Here is a 13951-nt window from a genome sequence, read left to right on the forward strand (position 1 = left end):
GTTCGCGTCCTATCTATAAATTTTCTCGTGAGAAACGGCTGATACAAAACCAAGCCAGAAGCATTAAAGCGGCTGACCAAGAGGACACCGTAATGACTTCATAATATTTGAATGTTGTAAAAACACCGCTTTCCATCCACCATTTCTTCACGTTCATCACAAGCACAAATGGTGAAAAGTGTGAATAAAGAAGTATCACGCTATCTTTTGGCATTCTACTTGGCAGGAGAAGACCAGCACCGAAGATAACACCGAAAACCGTGAAAACCACATAGCTGTTTCTGATCCACATGGAGAGACAAAACGTGATTAAAGCGAAAATCACTTGGCAGATCACAACTAAGGTGCAAGATAGAAGCAGATACTCTAAAAACGTTAAGTTCCACCAGCTAATGAATGGAATGTTGTTCAATTCAATCAAAAAGCCTGTGCTGATCGGAACGTTCCAAAGACCCTGATAATCAAATACGGAAAAATAAACGAACAGGGTGGTGCAGAGCAAAAGCAAAGTCGCAACGGTGGATGAAAAAAGCGCCACAATTAGCTTATCCCACACTAACTTTCTTCCTCGTTTCGTTGAATACGCCAATAATGACGTTTTTTGCTCAAATTCATAATTGACGATAAACCCAGTGAACAGGACGACCAAAATCATGGCCTGAAAGATGACAAACCCAAACAGCGTTTTGAAAAGGAAAGAATGTGTAGCAAAGATCTTTCCGTGAAAAAAGAGATGCAGGTGCTCCTTATTTTGAATTAATTTCTCTACTCGCGGCTTTAATGAGGCATAATGAGCGCGAACGGTATCAGCTGCAGAACCGCTCAATCCGTACATCCGGATTCCTTCTTCAGCGTTGTCCATAACATCTAAGTTTTTGTACTTACCTTCAATCTCTTCAATGGATGTCACATATGTTTCTTTTAAGGCTAAGGTATTTACCGTTTCGAGCTCTTTGTCGCTGTACATTTTAGAGTCCATCAACGCATAAAAGTGCTCAGGTTTATAAAAGTCTGAAGCTTTGGCGTAAGTGTCCCCGGTTTTGCTTTTAGCGAGTTTGTTCCAGTCCCTTAAGTTTTTTTCGTAAGACGATTGCAAACTACTCCCGCCGTCTGCATCCATTAGTGTTCCTTGTTCTTTTACGATGGGATGAAGCAGGCTCATGTCTTCGCGCATCGGTGATTGCTCATATATTAGATAGAAGTTAAAGAGCGTGAACAGAACGAACAGGCCGATAATGATAGGCGAAGTAACGATTTTTTTGAATTCGAGCCGTTTAATCATTGAAACTGCCTTGAGCTGTTGCCTCATCTTGATAGATGTACAAAAATACATCTTCTAAGTTCGGGTGAACCGATCGCCACTCTGGTTTTGCTGTGTCTGTCGTCAAAAACCTCATGTGCATGCTGCCTGCTTCTTGTTTTTCAGAAAGAGTAAGGTATGTGGAACGGAATCGATCAGTATCTTCGTAATGAACTTCTGTCTCATAAACCAAGCCTTCAATTTTGCGGCAGATGTTAGAAACGCTATCTTTGTATAACACTTCTTGGTTTTTAATCATGATAATTTCGTTTGCGATCGACTCTACATCAGACACGATGTGCGTGGATAAAATGACGATTCGGTCGCGAGCGAGATTTGTAAGCAGGTTGCGAAAACGAACTCTTTCTTTCGGGTCGAGGCCAGCTGTTGGTTCGTCTAAAATAAGAATCTTCGGATCGTTTAACATGGCTTGCGCGATACCGACACGCTGAATCATGCCGCCTGAAAACTTCTTCATCTTTTTTGTCGCCACATGATCGAGAGCCACCGTTTTAAGCAGCTCTTCAACACGGGAAACAGCAGTTTTTCGATCGATTCCTTTTAACGCGGCCAGATATAGAAGATAGGCAGTAGGAGTATAGTTTTTGTAATAGCCGAACTCTTGAGGCAGATAGCCAATGAGATCGCGGTATCTTTCATCCATCTTAATGATGTCGTTTCCTTCGTATCGTATTGTGCCGCTCGTTGGAAACAGGAGAGTCGTGAGCATTTTGATCAACGTCGTTTTGCCAGCTCCGTTTGGTGCCAGCAAGCCGTACACACCGTTATGAAACTCTATATTTATATTTTTTAATGCATTAAACTTTCCGAAATTCTTTGTAACGTCTTCAACGACTAACATCTATAAAACTCCTTCTGCATGGCGAAATGCGATTAGTTTTTTTAATGAGTTCACATAGAGTACAAGACTTGCGGCACAGACCACTGCATACACATACACGGGCACATGGCTAAGAAAAACAGAATATACATCTTGGCTAAAAAAGGCTGGAAGTAAGTTTACGAGCAGCCATCCCGCCATCATCGCATAAGTGCTATATCTTCCTTTTACACGCTGCAGTACATAGAGATACAGAACGGAAAATACGCTTAATGAACTGCTTGATAAGAGTAAAGCTTCAAGCACATTGATAGATTGAAAGAGTAGGGATACAACCACAATTAATAAACTGTTTAAGATAAGCGCGATCACACTGAAGATCAGCATGCGAAAGGCAGCTAGCTGAAATACGTGATATTTACACGTCATTTCAACGGCAAACGTGTTTTTTGTTAACGCATTTACTAAAAATAAGGAAGCGACAATAAAGTAAAGAACAGGTGACAAGGTGAAGATGAACGAATAAATGTCGTCCGTTTGAATTGAAGAATCTAACGAAAAAATACCGTATATCAACACACAGAGCGCTAAAGAGACAGTGAACAGAATCTCTGTCGCATCGCGAAACAGGTAACGAAACCCGAGCTGCTGATACATTTCTGATAAGGATTGCAGAAACGATTTTGGTTTAGTAAGTCCTGCAGAAACGATGAATTGAACATGATTTTTTATTTCGCGCTCCTCAGGATAATCAACGTAAAACTTGTGCTTGTCCACTTACTCAGCCTCCATTCGCTGCTTGATCTTTTTTAATGCAGAATAATACTTAGTCTTAATGGATGATTCAGGAATATCAAGTGTGCTGGCGATCTCAGAAAACGTATGCTCGGCGAATAATTTTAGCCTCAGGATTTGCTGATCTTTTACATGAAAAGCGTTTAACAGGTCAGTAACTCTTTGGATGTCTTCTTTATATTCCAGTTCAATCGTAAAGTCAGAAGATGCAACAACTTCAACAAACTCTATAGAGTCTGTGGACTGATCATATGTATAGTTCCTGGACCTGAAATAATCGACCACCTTATACGTTGCGATTCGGTACAGCCATGTTTTAAAGGATGCTTTCTTGTCATCGAAATGCTGAATGGACTGCAGCATGCTAATAAAGATTTCTTGCGTTACGTCCATCGACAGTTCTTTATTCAGCGTCTGCTTATAAACGTACGCATAAATAGACGGGTAGTAATGTGCGATCAGTTCGTTCGCAGCGTTTTCATCTGATTTTTTCTGGATTAGCTTGATCCATTTTTTCTGTTTCATCATGATTTGTTTTTCACTTCCAGACTGGAAAAGGGTGTCTTACTAGTACATTCGTAAGAAAGAGATAAATAGTTTTACTTTTTATAAAAATTTTTCCAATTTAATTATAATCTGTTTAAAGTATGTGTGCGCAAAGAGATGCAGAGTGTTTGAGAGGAATGTTACCGGTGGAAATCTTTAGTTTATCAGTGGAAACAGAATGTCTATCGGTGGAAGCGGTATGGTTATCGGCGGAAATGACATGTCTATCGGTGAACGTGTAATAAATATAAGAACACGTACCGTAAAACAGGAAAGAGCTGACTTAAACAAGTCAGCTCAAATTATTGCTCCACAATCTCTTTCAGCTTGCTCTGCCACTTGTCGTCATCCAATATGATCTGAAACGAGATGCGGCGGTTCTTTTGCAGAGCGTCAGCTGAGTTTCCTTCTGCAATTGGCTTATATTCGCTGTATCCTGTTGCCGCCAAGTATTGCGCATACTCTTTTTTCGCAAGCTTTGGATTGGCTTTTCCGAGATAATCAACGACCGCCACCGCACGCTGGGTGGAGAGGGACCAGTTGTCGTATGGAACAGAATCGGTGTGGCCTTCAATTAAAATGATGTAAAGGTACTGACTCATGTCTTTTTCCTCGATGATTGCCGCAAGTGCGTCAGCGAGCGGGTCGAGAACTTGCTTTCCTTTTGCGGAAATCTCGGCACTTCCTGTATCAAAAAGGATGTTGCCTTCCACAGAGATCGTATTGTTCGGCCCTCGGATGATCTTATCTTTTCCAACGTTTTCTTCGAGCTGTTTTTGAATCAGGTCAGAGATGTGTTTCTTTACCTCTGCCACCTGACCGAGTTCACGCTTGATCTGTGCCTGGTCATAGGCGTTGTAGATGCTCTGCACGTAGGCAAGTATGGCGATAAAGACCATGACGAGCACCATCATCGCCATCATATCGGTAAAACTTGGCCAGAAGATCTCTTTCGTTTCTTGGCTGTCGTCGTTGTAGTAGGATTTACGCGCCTTCATAACAGTCACCGTCTCCTAAAATTTTGCGGCGACACTTCCGGCATCCGCTCATCATCGACATATTCCGTTGCACGCGGACTGCGTGTTTCATAGACCACTTGATTGGACTGGTTCATGGCAGCTTGGTAGATGCGCTGCATGAGATGGTACATGTCTGAGAGCGTACGGTTATTATCTGTAATGCTTCGCGTTAAACCATGATGCAAGTTTTCGAGTGTACGTGCGAGTTCCCGCATATCATCATCACGGCTGTTTTGGTTTTGCGAGTTGTTCAGGATAGAAGCGAGCTGGCGGCTCTGGCTATCCATGACGTTTCGGACTTGGTCTGTAAAATCACGTTTGATGTGTTCGACGGCAGAATAAAAACCTTTTTCAAGCTGCCCGACACTTGACGCGAAGTCCGCTGCTGCCCGGCCGTATTCTCCTTGTTTTTCTGCGTATCGGTAGTGCCACTCGTCTTGCTTTTGGGCAAGGCGATTTTCGAGTGCGTCATGCTGGTTTTGGTAATGCTGAAGCTGTTCTTGCATGCCGCGAAGCATCGATTGTGCGTGTTCTTCCGATCGGCGCTGTGCTTCTTGCAGCATTTTATCAGAGCGCTGGATAAGCTGCTCGAACTTTTGCTGACCTTGTGTGTGGCGGTCGTTGCTTGTTTTTAGCTGCTGTTCGAATGAGGAAATGTTTTTTGCGAGTGCGTTGATGCTCGTATCGACCGTTTTTTGTATCGTGCCGAGTTCTTTCGTTGTTTCGTTAAAACGCTGACCGAACTGATCGAGCTGTGTAGTAGTTGCTGCGAACCGTTCAGAGTGCTCGCGCTGTGCTTCAAATATTCCGTTCACATCTTCCATCGCTTTTTGAAGACCCGCAGTAAAATTAACCATTTGAGACGCGAACTCACCAAGTGTTTTATCGAACGATGATTCAACCCTTGCTGCGAGACGGTCAAGCAGACGTTCTACCGAATCCTGCGGCTTGTCGTTGATCAAATCGCTGTTGATGTTGTGATCGAGATATACTTCACAATCGGCTAAAAGTTTATTTTGCATGTAAGAAAGGGAAGTGCCTTGAGAGAAGAAACCAGACTGAATGAGATTGAGTAGAAGCGCTGCGCCAATCCCGGCGATACTTGTAAAAAAGGCAACACTCATTCCTTCAAATGGAGCTGTAAGTGATGAGATGATTGAGTTAAGTGTGAGGTTGGAGTCGGCGGGCTGAGTGCCGAGCGTCATAAGTGTGTCTTGCATTGAAAGGAGCGAGAGCGTTAGGCCGATGAAGGTTCCGAGCACACCGAGAATGATGGTGAAGGACGGAAGCTGGTTGAGCAGTTTTTGTATATTTCCTACCGGTACTCTGAAAATTCCGAGCAGCGGAATGCGTTCGTTGTATAGGTGCTTTTCGATAAGCGCTTGTGTGTTAAGCTGCGGCACACCAGCAAGATGAAATTGCTTGTAATCCGATGTGACACGCTGCAGCCAGTGAGAGTAAGGCTGCTGATCTTTGTTGTTCTCGATCTGCTGCAGCTCTTTGCTCCATTTGCGAAAGTGGTAAGCCGTTTGCGTATATCCGACGATACCCATAAATACGAGAAACCCAATGACCCCGACGACGATTACAGTAAGTTGATCCATCATGCCACCCCTTAGATGTCTTGTCTGATTGTCCTTACTGATAGATATGTCCTAGGTGCGGGAAATATTTAGGGAAATGGGGTCTGGCCCCAAACAAATACAAAAATCCCTGTTTTGTCCATCTGATATGGACAAAACAGGGGCTTATTCTTAACCTTATTTAATTCTTCAAAGTTCCGTTCCACTCTCAGTACTCCACACACTCAATGCCATCAACCCAACAACCTAATAGGACAGCAAACTGCTACCTCTCTGAAATTTACGCCTCTTCTTGCTGTCTCACCAAATTCTCGTAAAAAGCAGCATAGGACGCGGTGATGTAAGGTGAAAGCCAAAGGAATCCGATCCCGAGAGTAAGTAAACATAGAATTCCCCAGCCGATGAAGCTTAGTTGCAGGACAAAAAATCTCCACTTATACCCGTCCATCAGCTTGCGGCTTTGTGTGATTGCTGCGTTAATGCCGATCCCAGGGTGGTCTCTTAATACAAAATATGTTTGCGAATACGAGAATGCTTTTATAATTCCTGGTATCACAAGAAGAAGTGTCCACAGAAACATGTACACCATCATCACTAAATACGTTCCGAGAATTCTCAAGTACATACTGATTTCAGAAAACGCTTGGAGGAGGCTGGAAAACTTAATCTTTTCACCAGTGCGAATGACCGATAAAAAGGTCCATAAATATCCGATATATAATGGCAGTAAAACGAGTGTAATGACAAATGTACTTACAGCAGGTCCATCGACACTTTCAGGCTTGTTTACCCATGCGGTAAAGCCGCCACTTAAATTAATTTCAATAATTAACGGGATGAAGTAATAAATCGAAGCAAATAGCAGAGTTAATAATGCTGCTGCCCCCCATTTTCCTTTTAGCTGCAACCGAGCCTGTTGTTTGATTTCTTTATTTTTCATGATGCAATCACCTTTCTAGATCTGTCCTCTAATTATACTACGAGATGTAAGAGAGAAAGATGATATTGATAGGTATTAATAGTAAGATTGAAGAAAAGGCACTAGTAAAAGGAGGGGTGGATGTGGAGAATTTGGAAGGAAAAGAGGCTGTTCTTCTTTTTGATGGAATATGTAATCTTTGCAACACGAGTGTGCAATTTATTCTCAAACATGAAAAGAGCAGTGTGCTAAAGTTTTCAGCCATACAATCAGAAGCAGCGCAAAAGCTGCTCTCTCGATACAATATAGATCCTGTGCATACCAATTCCGTTATTTTAATAAAGGACGGAAAAGTTCATACAGAATCGGAGGCTATATTCGCCACCTCTCAGTTTTTAAAATTTCCATTTAACCTTGTAAAAGTTCTCGTTATCGTACCAAAGCCCCTTCGGAATTTCTTTTATAAAAAAGTAGCGAAAAATCGCTACAGGTGGTTTGGCAGAAAAGATAGCTGTATGATTCCAACGCCTGACCTAAAAAATAGGTTTTTACAATAGTTTTTACTACCAATTTTCATAAGACAACATATCGCCTAATAGGATAAAACAAAAGCCTAAAAGGGGATTCGTGCAATGGGACAAAAAGTGTTGTTCTTTGGTGATGCTGGGATTGATGATGCAGTCGCCTTAACATATGCCTATTTGAGCGAGGAAATAGATATCGTAGGGGTTGTTGCGGACTATGGGAATGTGTCCAGAGAGCAGACGATTGCGAACGTACAATATCTTGCGAAAGTATTCAACTTCCCAAGTGAAGTGAAAATAATCGGCGGAGCAGAAGTTCCTATGACAGGGGAACAGCCCATTTTTTATCCTGAAGTTCACGGAGTTTATGGATTAGGACCGATAGAGCCCGAAACGAATAGCGGAGTGATCGAAAATTTCTTTGAGATTGTGAACATCATCGAAGAATATCAAGGTGAGCTTATCATTGTAAATGCCGGCAGACTTACTTCACTCGCAACGATGTTTATTTTGTATCAATCGCTTATGAAAAAAGTAAAAGCCTATTACATAATGGGCGGAGCTTTTTGGGTTCCTGGCAACGTGACGGCAGTGTCAGAAGCAAACTTTCACGCCGATCCCATCGCAGTAAGGATAGTTCTGCAATATGCGGAAAACGTAACGATCATTCCCTTGAACGTAACAGACAGGGCGCTTGTTACCCCAGAAATGGTCAACTATATTGATTACAAAGGTAAAGCACCGATCATCAAACCGGTGCTGGATTTTTATTATAATTTTTATAAAAGCCGCAATCCAGGGATAGTAGGAAGTCCGGTTCACGATGCAATCACCTTACTCGCGAGCATAAGGGAAGATATGTTTACGTATAGAACGCTCCCTGTACATATTGTGCTGCAAGACGGTGACACAGCGAGAGGTCAGAGTATTGCAGATGTCAGGCCGTATATTCAATTTGGCGAACAAGAAAAAAAACATCGCATCGCGTTTGATTTCGATTATAACTACTTTTTCAGAGATTTTATGAGCGTGATGACGGGTGAAACGTTTAGATGATCCGGCAGTGTATACAAAATTTTAGTATGTAATAGTTTTTAGCCCTATTTTTCTGTTGTTGAATAGGACTTCTATATGCTTTGGAAAAGGCTGCTGCTCAAATTCTAGTAATAACGTATCTTTCGCATCCGCATCATGATAGGCATCTTGATTATTTATTCTAATCTGAAGTTTATCTTTTTGGGTCACTAGAGTAGCCTTTGGATAGCTGTACAAGTTTCTGCTGTCGTTTCGGTCAAAATAAAAATAGATGGATTTCTGGCTATCTGTTTTCGGGAAGAAGTGATACGCGCTTCCTTTTTCCAGTGTTGAACGGGTAATTAACTTGTGAGTTTCAGGTGAAAGGTTATTTAGCTCTAATTCCTGAAAACTAATCTCGTTTGGCCTAATGATAAAATATAAGGAAAGTAAAAATACTATAGAAATAGCAAGGGATACATAGGTTTTCGTTTTCAAAGTATTACCCCAATCAGCGGTTAAAAGTTTAAGAGTCAATCAAGCAATAAAAAACCGAGCTTCCTATCCATGCAGACAAGACCTCGGTTAACTTTTGAATTAAATGTGTGTATGCGTAATATCTATGCGCAATCTTTTATTTGATCCAGTTTGTTTAATTTCTCATCTAAAATCTGACTTAACTGAACAAGAAGCGGATCTGCAAGACTATTAACCTTTTTGCTTACCTCATACATGGTCGTGCGAATGGCGTCTATCTCTGTAGTTAAGACAAGAGCATTGCTTCGGCTCATGGTCCATTCCCCCTCTAATATAATAACCACTTCTGCACCATTAATATCGGTAAATCTTGTAAATATTATATACCATATTTTGTGTCAAGTCTATTATTTTTTTACACATATAGGGGGACAGACCCCATACAATTACACATTCGCCGATTTTGTCTTTCACAGAAAGACAAAATCGGCTTTTTCTTTGCTGTGACTGACTTTCTTTCATTGATAGAGTGTAATTTTACATCCGATTTACAGCTCAACTGCTGGTGATATCTTACTTTCTACGTAATCTCGATATTGAGTTTTTGAATCTTGAAAAAGTCCAAGGATGGTTGAGGTGTCTACGAAAGGGCATACCGACTGGGTCACATAATATCGGTAACTGCTCCAAGGGTATTCGAGAGGAAACATAACAAGGTCTGCGGCCACAGGGTTTAAATGAATGTAACGGCTCGTATCTAGAAGGTACGAACGTTCTTCGATCAATTCTGCTCCGTAGCGTCCTTGAAATACATGACCAGTTAATTCATATTTTTTGTTGAAGTACATGGCATACGTTTCATTTAGTTCTTTCATGAATTCTCCAGGTGGGGACTTGCTGCACAAAATTTGAAGGTGCGTATGGTTTGTCATGAGGCAATAAGAGAAGAGCTCGACAGCGTGCTTTTTAACACAGTGACTTAAGATCTTTAAGTAGCGATGGAAATCGAGATGGGAATAAAATAGAGGTTCCCTGCGGTTTCCGCGAGTCGTCACGTGATAAACAGCATCAGGGTACCAAATGCGGGGTGATCTAGGAATAATTTTCACCTCCTTTCAGTTGTACTTCTATTCAGTTGTACTTCTATTATACTTGCTGATAGCCGTATGTGGGAAATGGGGACTGGCCCCAAACAATTTATTTCCCTTATTGTTTTTGAGTAAAACCCCACAAGGAAGTGGGAATGCAATCGGTTCGAATCACTCCTTTTCGCAAAGTTATACATTTTCCGAAACAAAATCCACAATGTTTTTGTCGAAAGTACAGCCTTTATAGCACTTCTTATCAAATTTCCCCGGAAATTTTTCCGATAAATTAGCTCGAAAATGAATATCTACCTTATATCTACACAAAATAACCCCGTATTTTATTTAACGGAGGTATACATATTGAATCCAAATCAACCGAATCAACCCAACCTGAATCAAAACCAGCAGCCAGCAGCAACTAACAGTCCCGAATTCATCCATCAAAACATGCAGACTGGTCAAGTACCTGCTCAGCTCAATCATGGCGGTCACGAGATGTTTGATGTTCATGAAATGCTGAGTGGCATAGTTTCTACATTAAATCTATACACGATGTGCCGTGGCCACGTGCAGGATCCCGAATTGAAAACAATGCTGAACAGCCATTATCAGCATATTTCAAGAGAATACAATGCTTGTGTGCAGGCTTTTCAAACAGGAACAAATCCAGCTCACAAAACAGAGTCTTATATGATGAAGCAAGACAATGACTTTGTATACGGATTAAAACCAGCGCAGCCTAAAAAACCAATTCAAGGTGTGACCGAATTAAATGATGAGTCTGTTTCATCCCTCATCCTAGGAACATTAAAGTCCAATGCATCGTTACGAGCGATGGCGACCTTAGAAGTTACCAATCCGGTGATGAGACGTGTTTTAGCAGACGGAATCCCGAACTGGATAGAGATGGCTTATGAGCTGTCAATTTGGCAAAATAAGCATCATTATTATCAAGTTCCACAGCTCAACCAACAGGATATGACGAGCATGCTGAACGCTTATGCCCCATCACAACAGACACAACCACCGCTTCAATAACTCTATAATCATATAAAACGAGCTCCTTAAAAAAGGGGCTCGTTTTATATTGTCACGAAAACAGGGATATCATGAGTAGGAATAGAAGAATTCTTTAAAGTCGAAAGAACTCGACAAGGTGAATTGAATTTGCCATAGTAATGAGTGGACTTATTTTACGTATTGAACTCCAGGGGGGGTAAAAAATGAAAAAGCGTATCGACTGGCGATACAGAGTATCAAATAAAGAAGCCATTATGGGTACTGTGCTCGCTATCTTAAACTTTATCTGGTGGTATGCGTTTGCTTACGGTCTAGGTGGACGCCCTGTTAAAGAATACACATACATACTCGGATTTCCTGCATGGTTTTTTTACAGTTGTATTGTAGGATTTGTAGTTTTTACTGTTTTGGTATATATCATGGTGAAGTTCTTTTTCAAAGAAGTTCCGTTTGATACAGAAGATTCAGAGCCAAAAGAGGAGGGCGATGTTCGATGAACTGGGATGTGATCCTTCCTTTAGCGTTCTTTTTGATCCTTGTTTTTCTAGTTGGTATTTACACCTCCCGTCATATAAAAAGTGGACCTTCTTTTTTACAAGATTATTTTTTAGCAGGCAGAGAACTTGGCGGCTTTGTGCTCGCTATGACGATGGTTGCCACTTATGGCAGTGCTTCAAGCTTTATTGGAGGTCCCGGTGCTGCTTATCAATTAGGGCTTGGCTGGGTATTGCTCGCTATGGCGCAGCTTGTGACAGGTTATTTTACACTAGCCGTCCTCGGAAAAAAGTTTGCGATAGTGGCTCGTAAGATTAACGCAGTTACGCTTATTGATTTTCTAAAAGCGCGTTATGAAAGCAAGTGGGTCGTCATATTGTCAGCGTTAAGCATTGTTATCTTCTTGTTTTCAGCGATGGCTGCCCAATGGGTGGGCGGAGGAAGGCTAATCGAGTCGTTCACCGGGTTATCCTATACAACAGCCCTATTTATCTTTTCGGGTTCTGTCCTCGTTTATGTTATTGCAGGTGGATTTCGAGCTGTCGTGATTACAGATGCGATCCAAGGCGTTGTCATGGTGATCGGGACGGTCATCATACTAGCAGGAACGATTATAGCAGGTGGCGGAATAGAGAACATTATGGGGGAATTAAGAGCGGAAAACCCAAATCTCATTTCGCCGTTCGGCTCGGATCAATCCCTTACACCTCTTTATGTTTCGTCATTTTGGATTTTGGTTGGTGTGGGTGTCGTAGGATTGCCGCAGATTTCGGTTAGAGCGATGAGCTACCGAAACGCAAAAGCCATGCATAGAGCGATGATCATCGGAACGTTCGTTGTAGGGTTTATCATGCTTGGCATGCATTTAGCGGGTGTGTTTGGAAGAGTAGTCCTCCCAGGGATCGAGGTTCCGGATAAAGTAATGCCTCTATTGGCACTCGAGGTACTGCCAGGGTGGTTGGCAGGTATTGTCTTAGCTGCGCCGCTTGCTGCTGTTATGTCAACGGTTGACTCTGTGCTACTGCTCGTCAGCTCAGCAATTATAAAGGATGTTTATATCAATTACATCAAGCCAGATGCAGAAGAGCAATTTGTAAAAAAACTAAGCTTCGGAATCACAGCTGTAGTCGGGTTAAGTGTGTTCGCGATGGCCATTCATCCGCCAGACTTGCTGATCTGGCTCAATCTCTTCGCATTCGGTGGATTAGAAGCAGCCTTCATTTGGCCAATTGTTATGGGGCTGTATTGGAAAAGAGGAAATGCCAACGGAGCGATCGCATCTATACTCGTTGGAGTAGGTTCTTATATGTATTTGCACCTGAACTACCCGAACCTATGGGGCATGCATACGGTTGTAATGCCAATCGTGCTATCCTTCTTTGCCTACATTGTGGGGAGTTTCACAAAGGGGGACAGACCCCAGACAAATACATTCTAAACGACATTGTCCACTGGAGGTGGACAATGTCGTTTTTCTTTTCTTCTCAAATGGAATTCAAAAAATGGGATTTATAATAATTACCCAAATAATTACCACCAATACAAAACCTATAATAGAATCTTTAAATAAAATCCTACTAAAATGAAAATTTAGTAATAACTTACTAAATACCCATTTACAGTGAATAGAGCTGGTGGTAATTTAGTATCAGAATATAATTAGATAGTGTGGAGCTGTGAAGGTTGTTCTGTATGTGGGCGCTTGGAACAACTGAAGCTAGTAGCGCAACCGACCGCTTTCTTTATGCGTTCTATATAAAGGAAGGGGTATTTTGTTATGGAAATCTCTCGAAAAGAAAAATTCAGTGCAAAGAAAAAGGCAACAAAGAAATGGCCTAAAATTGTTTTAGCATCAACTTTGGCATTAGGCGTGGGTTCAACATCTGCATTTGCTGCAAAGCCGGAACTTGCTGATTATCTCTACAACCAGATCGTTTCGTTCACTTACAAGCCAGAAATAGATCAAGCTCTTCAGGATGAAGAAAAGTCACTATTGAAGAATCTAAGCACAAGCATTGCTTCTATCTTCTCAGGTGCTAAACAAGAGCTAGAAGATGAGAAACAAAAGATTATAACAAACAAAAAGACTGAAATACAGTCCCACTACAACAGTGAAATGGCTGAAGTTACAAAGAAAAAAGAGGAAGCAATGACGAAAAAGAAACAAGAAATGAATGACGCTGCTACTAAGTCAACCACTGAAATAAAAGCTAACATCACAAACGAGATTGAAAAAGAGATTGAAAAAAACAAAAACACGAAATAAATTTCCAAGAGCGGAATCTTCATTCTCCGCTCTTTTTCTTTTTCTGATATCCTAGAATATAGAA

Annotated in this window: 16 protein-coding genes and 1 riboswitch; of the genes, 6 read left to right on the forward strand and 10 right to left on the reverse strand. The window is 41.5% G+C overall.

Annotated features, from left to right (window positions below):
* Window positions 1-13: 13 nt before the first annotated feature.
* The 7 genes from QUF49_RS02245 to QUF49_RS02275 all read right to left on the reverse strand — a co-directional run bounded on the left by QUF49_RS02245 (window position 14) and on the right by QUF49_RS02275 (window position 7024).
* Entirely contained in the window at window positions 14-1309 is a 1296-nt protein-coding gene (locus tag QUF49_RS02245; protein WP_289494121.1) for an ABC transporter permease subunit, read from the reverse strand.
* Window positions 1275-2162 carry an ABC transporter ATP-binding protein gene (locus tag QUF49_RS02250; RefSeq protein WP_289494122.1) on the reverse strand — a complete coding sequence of 296 codons (888 nt, stop codon included), beginning with the start codon at window positions 2160-2162 and terminating at the stop codon, window positions 1275-1277. Before QUF49_RS02250 ends, QUF49_RS02245 begins: the two co-directional genes overlap by 35 nt.
* Entirely contained in the window at window positions 2163-2918 is a 756-nt protein-coding gene (locus QUF49_RS02255; protein ID WP_289494123.1) for a hypothetical protein, read from the reverse strand.
* Window positions 2919-3464, reverse strand: a complete 546-nt coding sequence (locus QUF49_RS02260) for an RNA polymerase sigma factor (RefSeq protein WP_289494124.1) — start codon at window positions 3462-3464, stop codon at window positions 2919-2921.
* Between the two features lie 320 nt (window positions 3465-3784).
* Window positions 3785-4480, reverse strand: a complete 696-nt coding sequence (locus QUF49_RS02265) for an OmpA/MotB family protein (RefSeq protein ID WP_289494125.1) — start codon at window positions 4478-4480, stop codon at window positions 3785-3787.
* Window positions 4481-4485: 5 nt separating this feature from the next.
* On the reverse strand, window positions 4486-6108 hold the full coding sequence (locus QUF49_RS02270) for a hypothetical protein (RefSeq protein ID WP_289494126.1): 1623 nt from the start codon (window positions 6106-6108) through the stop codon (window positions 4486-4488).
* Window positions 6109-6364: 256 nt separating this feature from the next.
* The gene (locus tag QUF49_RS02275) at window positions 6365-7024 is read right to left on the reverse strand and encodes a DUF975 family protein (RefSeq protein ID WP_289494127.1); all 660 of its coding nucleotides are present in this window, start codon (window positions 7022-7024) and stop codon (window positions 6365-6367) included.
* Window positions 7025-7146: 122 nt separating this feature from the next.
* Between QUF49_RS02275 and QUF49_RS02280 the strand changes: the two genes are divergently transcribed.
* Complete coding sequence (locus QUF49_RS02280) at window positions 7147-7560, forward strand: thiol-disulfide oxidoreductase DCC family protein (RefSeq protein ID WP_289494128.1); 414 nt, start codon at window positions 7147-7149, stop codon at window positions 7558-7560.
* 75 nt (window positions 7561-7635) lie between these two features.
* A complete protein-coding gene (locus QUF49_RS02285) occupies window positions 7636-8583 on the forward strand; it encodes a nucleoside hydrolase (RefSeq protein ID WP_289494129.1) in 948 nt (315 codons plus the stop codon).
* A gap of 21 nt (window positions 8584-8604) precedes the next feature.
* Here QUF49_RS02285 and QUF49_RS02290 read toward each other — a convergent pair whose 3' ends face one another.
* The 3 genes from QUF49_RS02290 to QUF49_RS02300 all read right to left on the reverse strand — a co-directional run bounded on the left by QUF49_RS02290 (window position 8605) and on the right by QUF49_RS02300 (window position 10127).
* Entirely contained in the window at window positions 8605-9078 is a 474-nt protein-coding gene (locus tag QUF49_RS02290) for a hypothetical protein (protein WP_289494130.1), read from the reverse strand.
* An 83-nt stretch (window positions 9079-9161) separates the two neighbouring features.
* On the reverse strand, window positions 9162-9332 hold the full coding sequence (locus tag QUF49_RS02295) for an aspartyl-phosphate phosphatase Spo0E family protein (RefSeq protein WP_082820769.1): 171 nt from the start codon (window positions 9330-9332) through the stop codon (window positions 9162-9164).
* 234 nt (window positions 9333-9566) lie between these two features.
* Window positions 9567-10127 carry a transposase gene (locus tag QUF49_RS02300; protein WP_353958294.1) on the reverse strand — a complete coding sequence of 187 codons (561 nt, stop codon included), beginning with the start codon at window positions 10125-10127 and terminating at the stop codon, window positions 9567-9569.
* Between the two features lie 426 nt (window positions 10128-10553).
* On the opposite strand from QUF49_RS02300, the gene QUF49_RS02305 reads away from it, so the two are divergent.
* From QUF49_RS02305 to QUF49_RS02320, 4 genes are all read left to right on the forward strand, one after another.
* The gene (locus QUF49_RS02305) at window positions 10554-11144 is read left to right on the forward strand and encodes a spore coat protein (protein WP_289494131.1); all 591 of its coding nucleotides are present in this window, start codon (window positions 10554-10556) and stop codon (window positions 11142-11144) included.
* 185 nt (window positions 11145-11329) lie between these two features.
* Entirely contained in the window at window positions 11330-11623 is a 294-nt protein-coding gene (locus tag QUF49_RS02310) for a YhdT family protein (RefSeq protein WP_289494132.1), read from the forward strand.
* Window positions 11620-13059 (forward strand): sodium/pantothenate symporter, encoded by a 1440-nt coding sequence (panF, locus tag QUF49_RS02315; protein ID WP_289494133.1) that lies wholly within the window; start codon window positions 11620-11622, stop codon window positions 13057-13059. The genes QUF49_RS02310 and panF overlap by 4 nt, the downstream gene beginning before the upstream one ends.
* A gap of 223 nt (window positions 13060-13282) precedes the next feature.
* Window positions 13283-13365, forward strand: a riboswitch (cyclic di-GMP riboswitch).
* Window positions 13366-13398: 33 nt separating this feature from the next.
* A complete protein-coding gene (locus QUF49_RS02320) occupies window positions 13399-13887 on the forward strand; it encodes a hypothetical protein (protein WP_289494134.1) in 489 nt (162 codons plus the stop codon).
* Window positions 13888-13951: the final 64 nt, after the last annotated feature.

Origin of the sequence: Fictibacillus sp. b24 (assembly GCF_030348825.1) — a bacterium.
Lineage (GTDB): Bacteria > Bacillota > Bacilli > Bacillales > Fictibacillaceae > Fictibacillus.

What these genes read in the sequence shown, in the direction of transcription:
- QUF49_RS02275 (WP_289494127.1), bottom strand. Translation starts at nt 7,024, where the DNA reads ATGAAAAATAAAGAAATCAAACAACAGGCTCGGTTGCAGCTAAAAGGA.
- QUF49_RS02245 (WP_289494121.1), bottom strand. Translation starts at nt 1,309, where the DNA reads ATGAGGCAACAGCTCAAGGCAGTTTCAATGATTAAACGGCTCGAATTC.
- QUF49_RS02310 (WP_289494132.1), top strand. Translation starts at nt 11,330, where the DNA reads ATGAAAAAGCGTATCGACTGGCGATACAGAGTATCAAATAAAGAAGCC.
- QUF49_RS02305 (WP_289494131.1), top strand. Translation starts at nt 10,554, where the DNA reads ATGCAGACTGGTCAAGTACCTGCTCAGCTCAATCATGGCGGTCACGAG.
- QUF49_RS02270 (WP_289494126.1), bottom strand. Translation starts at nt 6,108, where the DNA reads ATGATGGATCAACTTACTGTAATCGTCGTCGGGGTCATTGGGTTTCTC.
- QUF49_RS02285 (WP_289494129.1), top strand. Translation starts at nt 7,636, where the DNA reads ATGGGACAAAAAGTGTTGTTCTTTGGTGATGCTGGGATTGATGATGCA.
- QUF49_RS02295 (WP_082820769.1), bottom strand. Translation starts at nt 9,332, where the DNA reads ATGAGCCGAAGCAATGCTCTTGTCTTAACTACAGAGATAGACGCCATT.
- QUF49_RS02265 (WP_289494125.1), bottom strand. Translation starts at nt 4,480, where the DNA reads ATGAAGGCGCGTAAATCCTACTACAACGACGACAGCCAAGAAACGAAA.
- QUF49_RS02250 (WP_289494122.1), bottom strand. Translation starts at nt 2,162, where the DNA reads ATGTTAGTCGTTGAAGACGTTACAAAGAATTTCGGAAAGTTTAATGCA.
- QUF49_RS02260 (WP_289494124.1), bottom strand. Translation starts at nt 3,464, where the DNA reads ATGATGAAACAGAAAAAATGGATCAAGCTAATCCAGAAAAAATCAGAT.
- panF (WP_289494133.1), top strand. Translation starts at nt 11,620, where the DNA reads ATGAACTGGGATGTGATCCTTCCTTTAGCGTTCTTTTTGATCCTTGTT.
- QUF49_RS02320 (WP_289494134.1), top strand. Translation starts at nt 13,399, where the DNA reads ATGGAAATCTCTCGAAAAGAAAAATTCAGTGCAAAGAAAAAGGCAACA.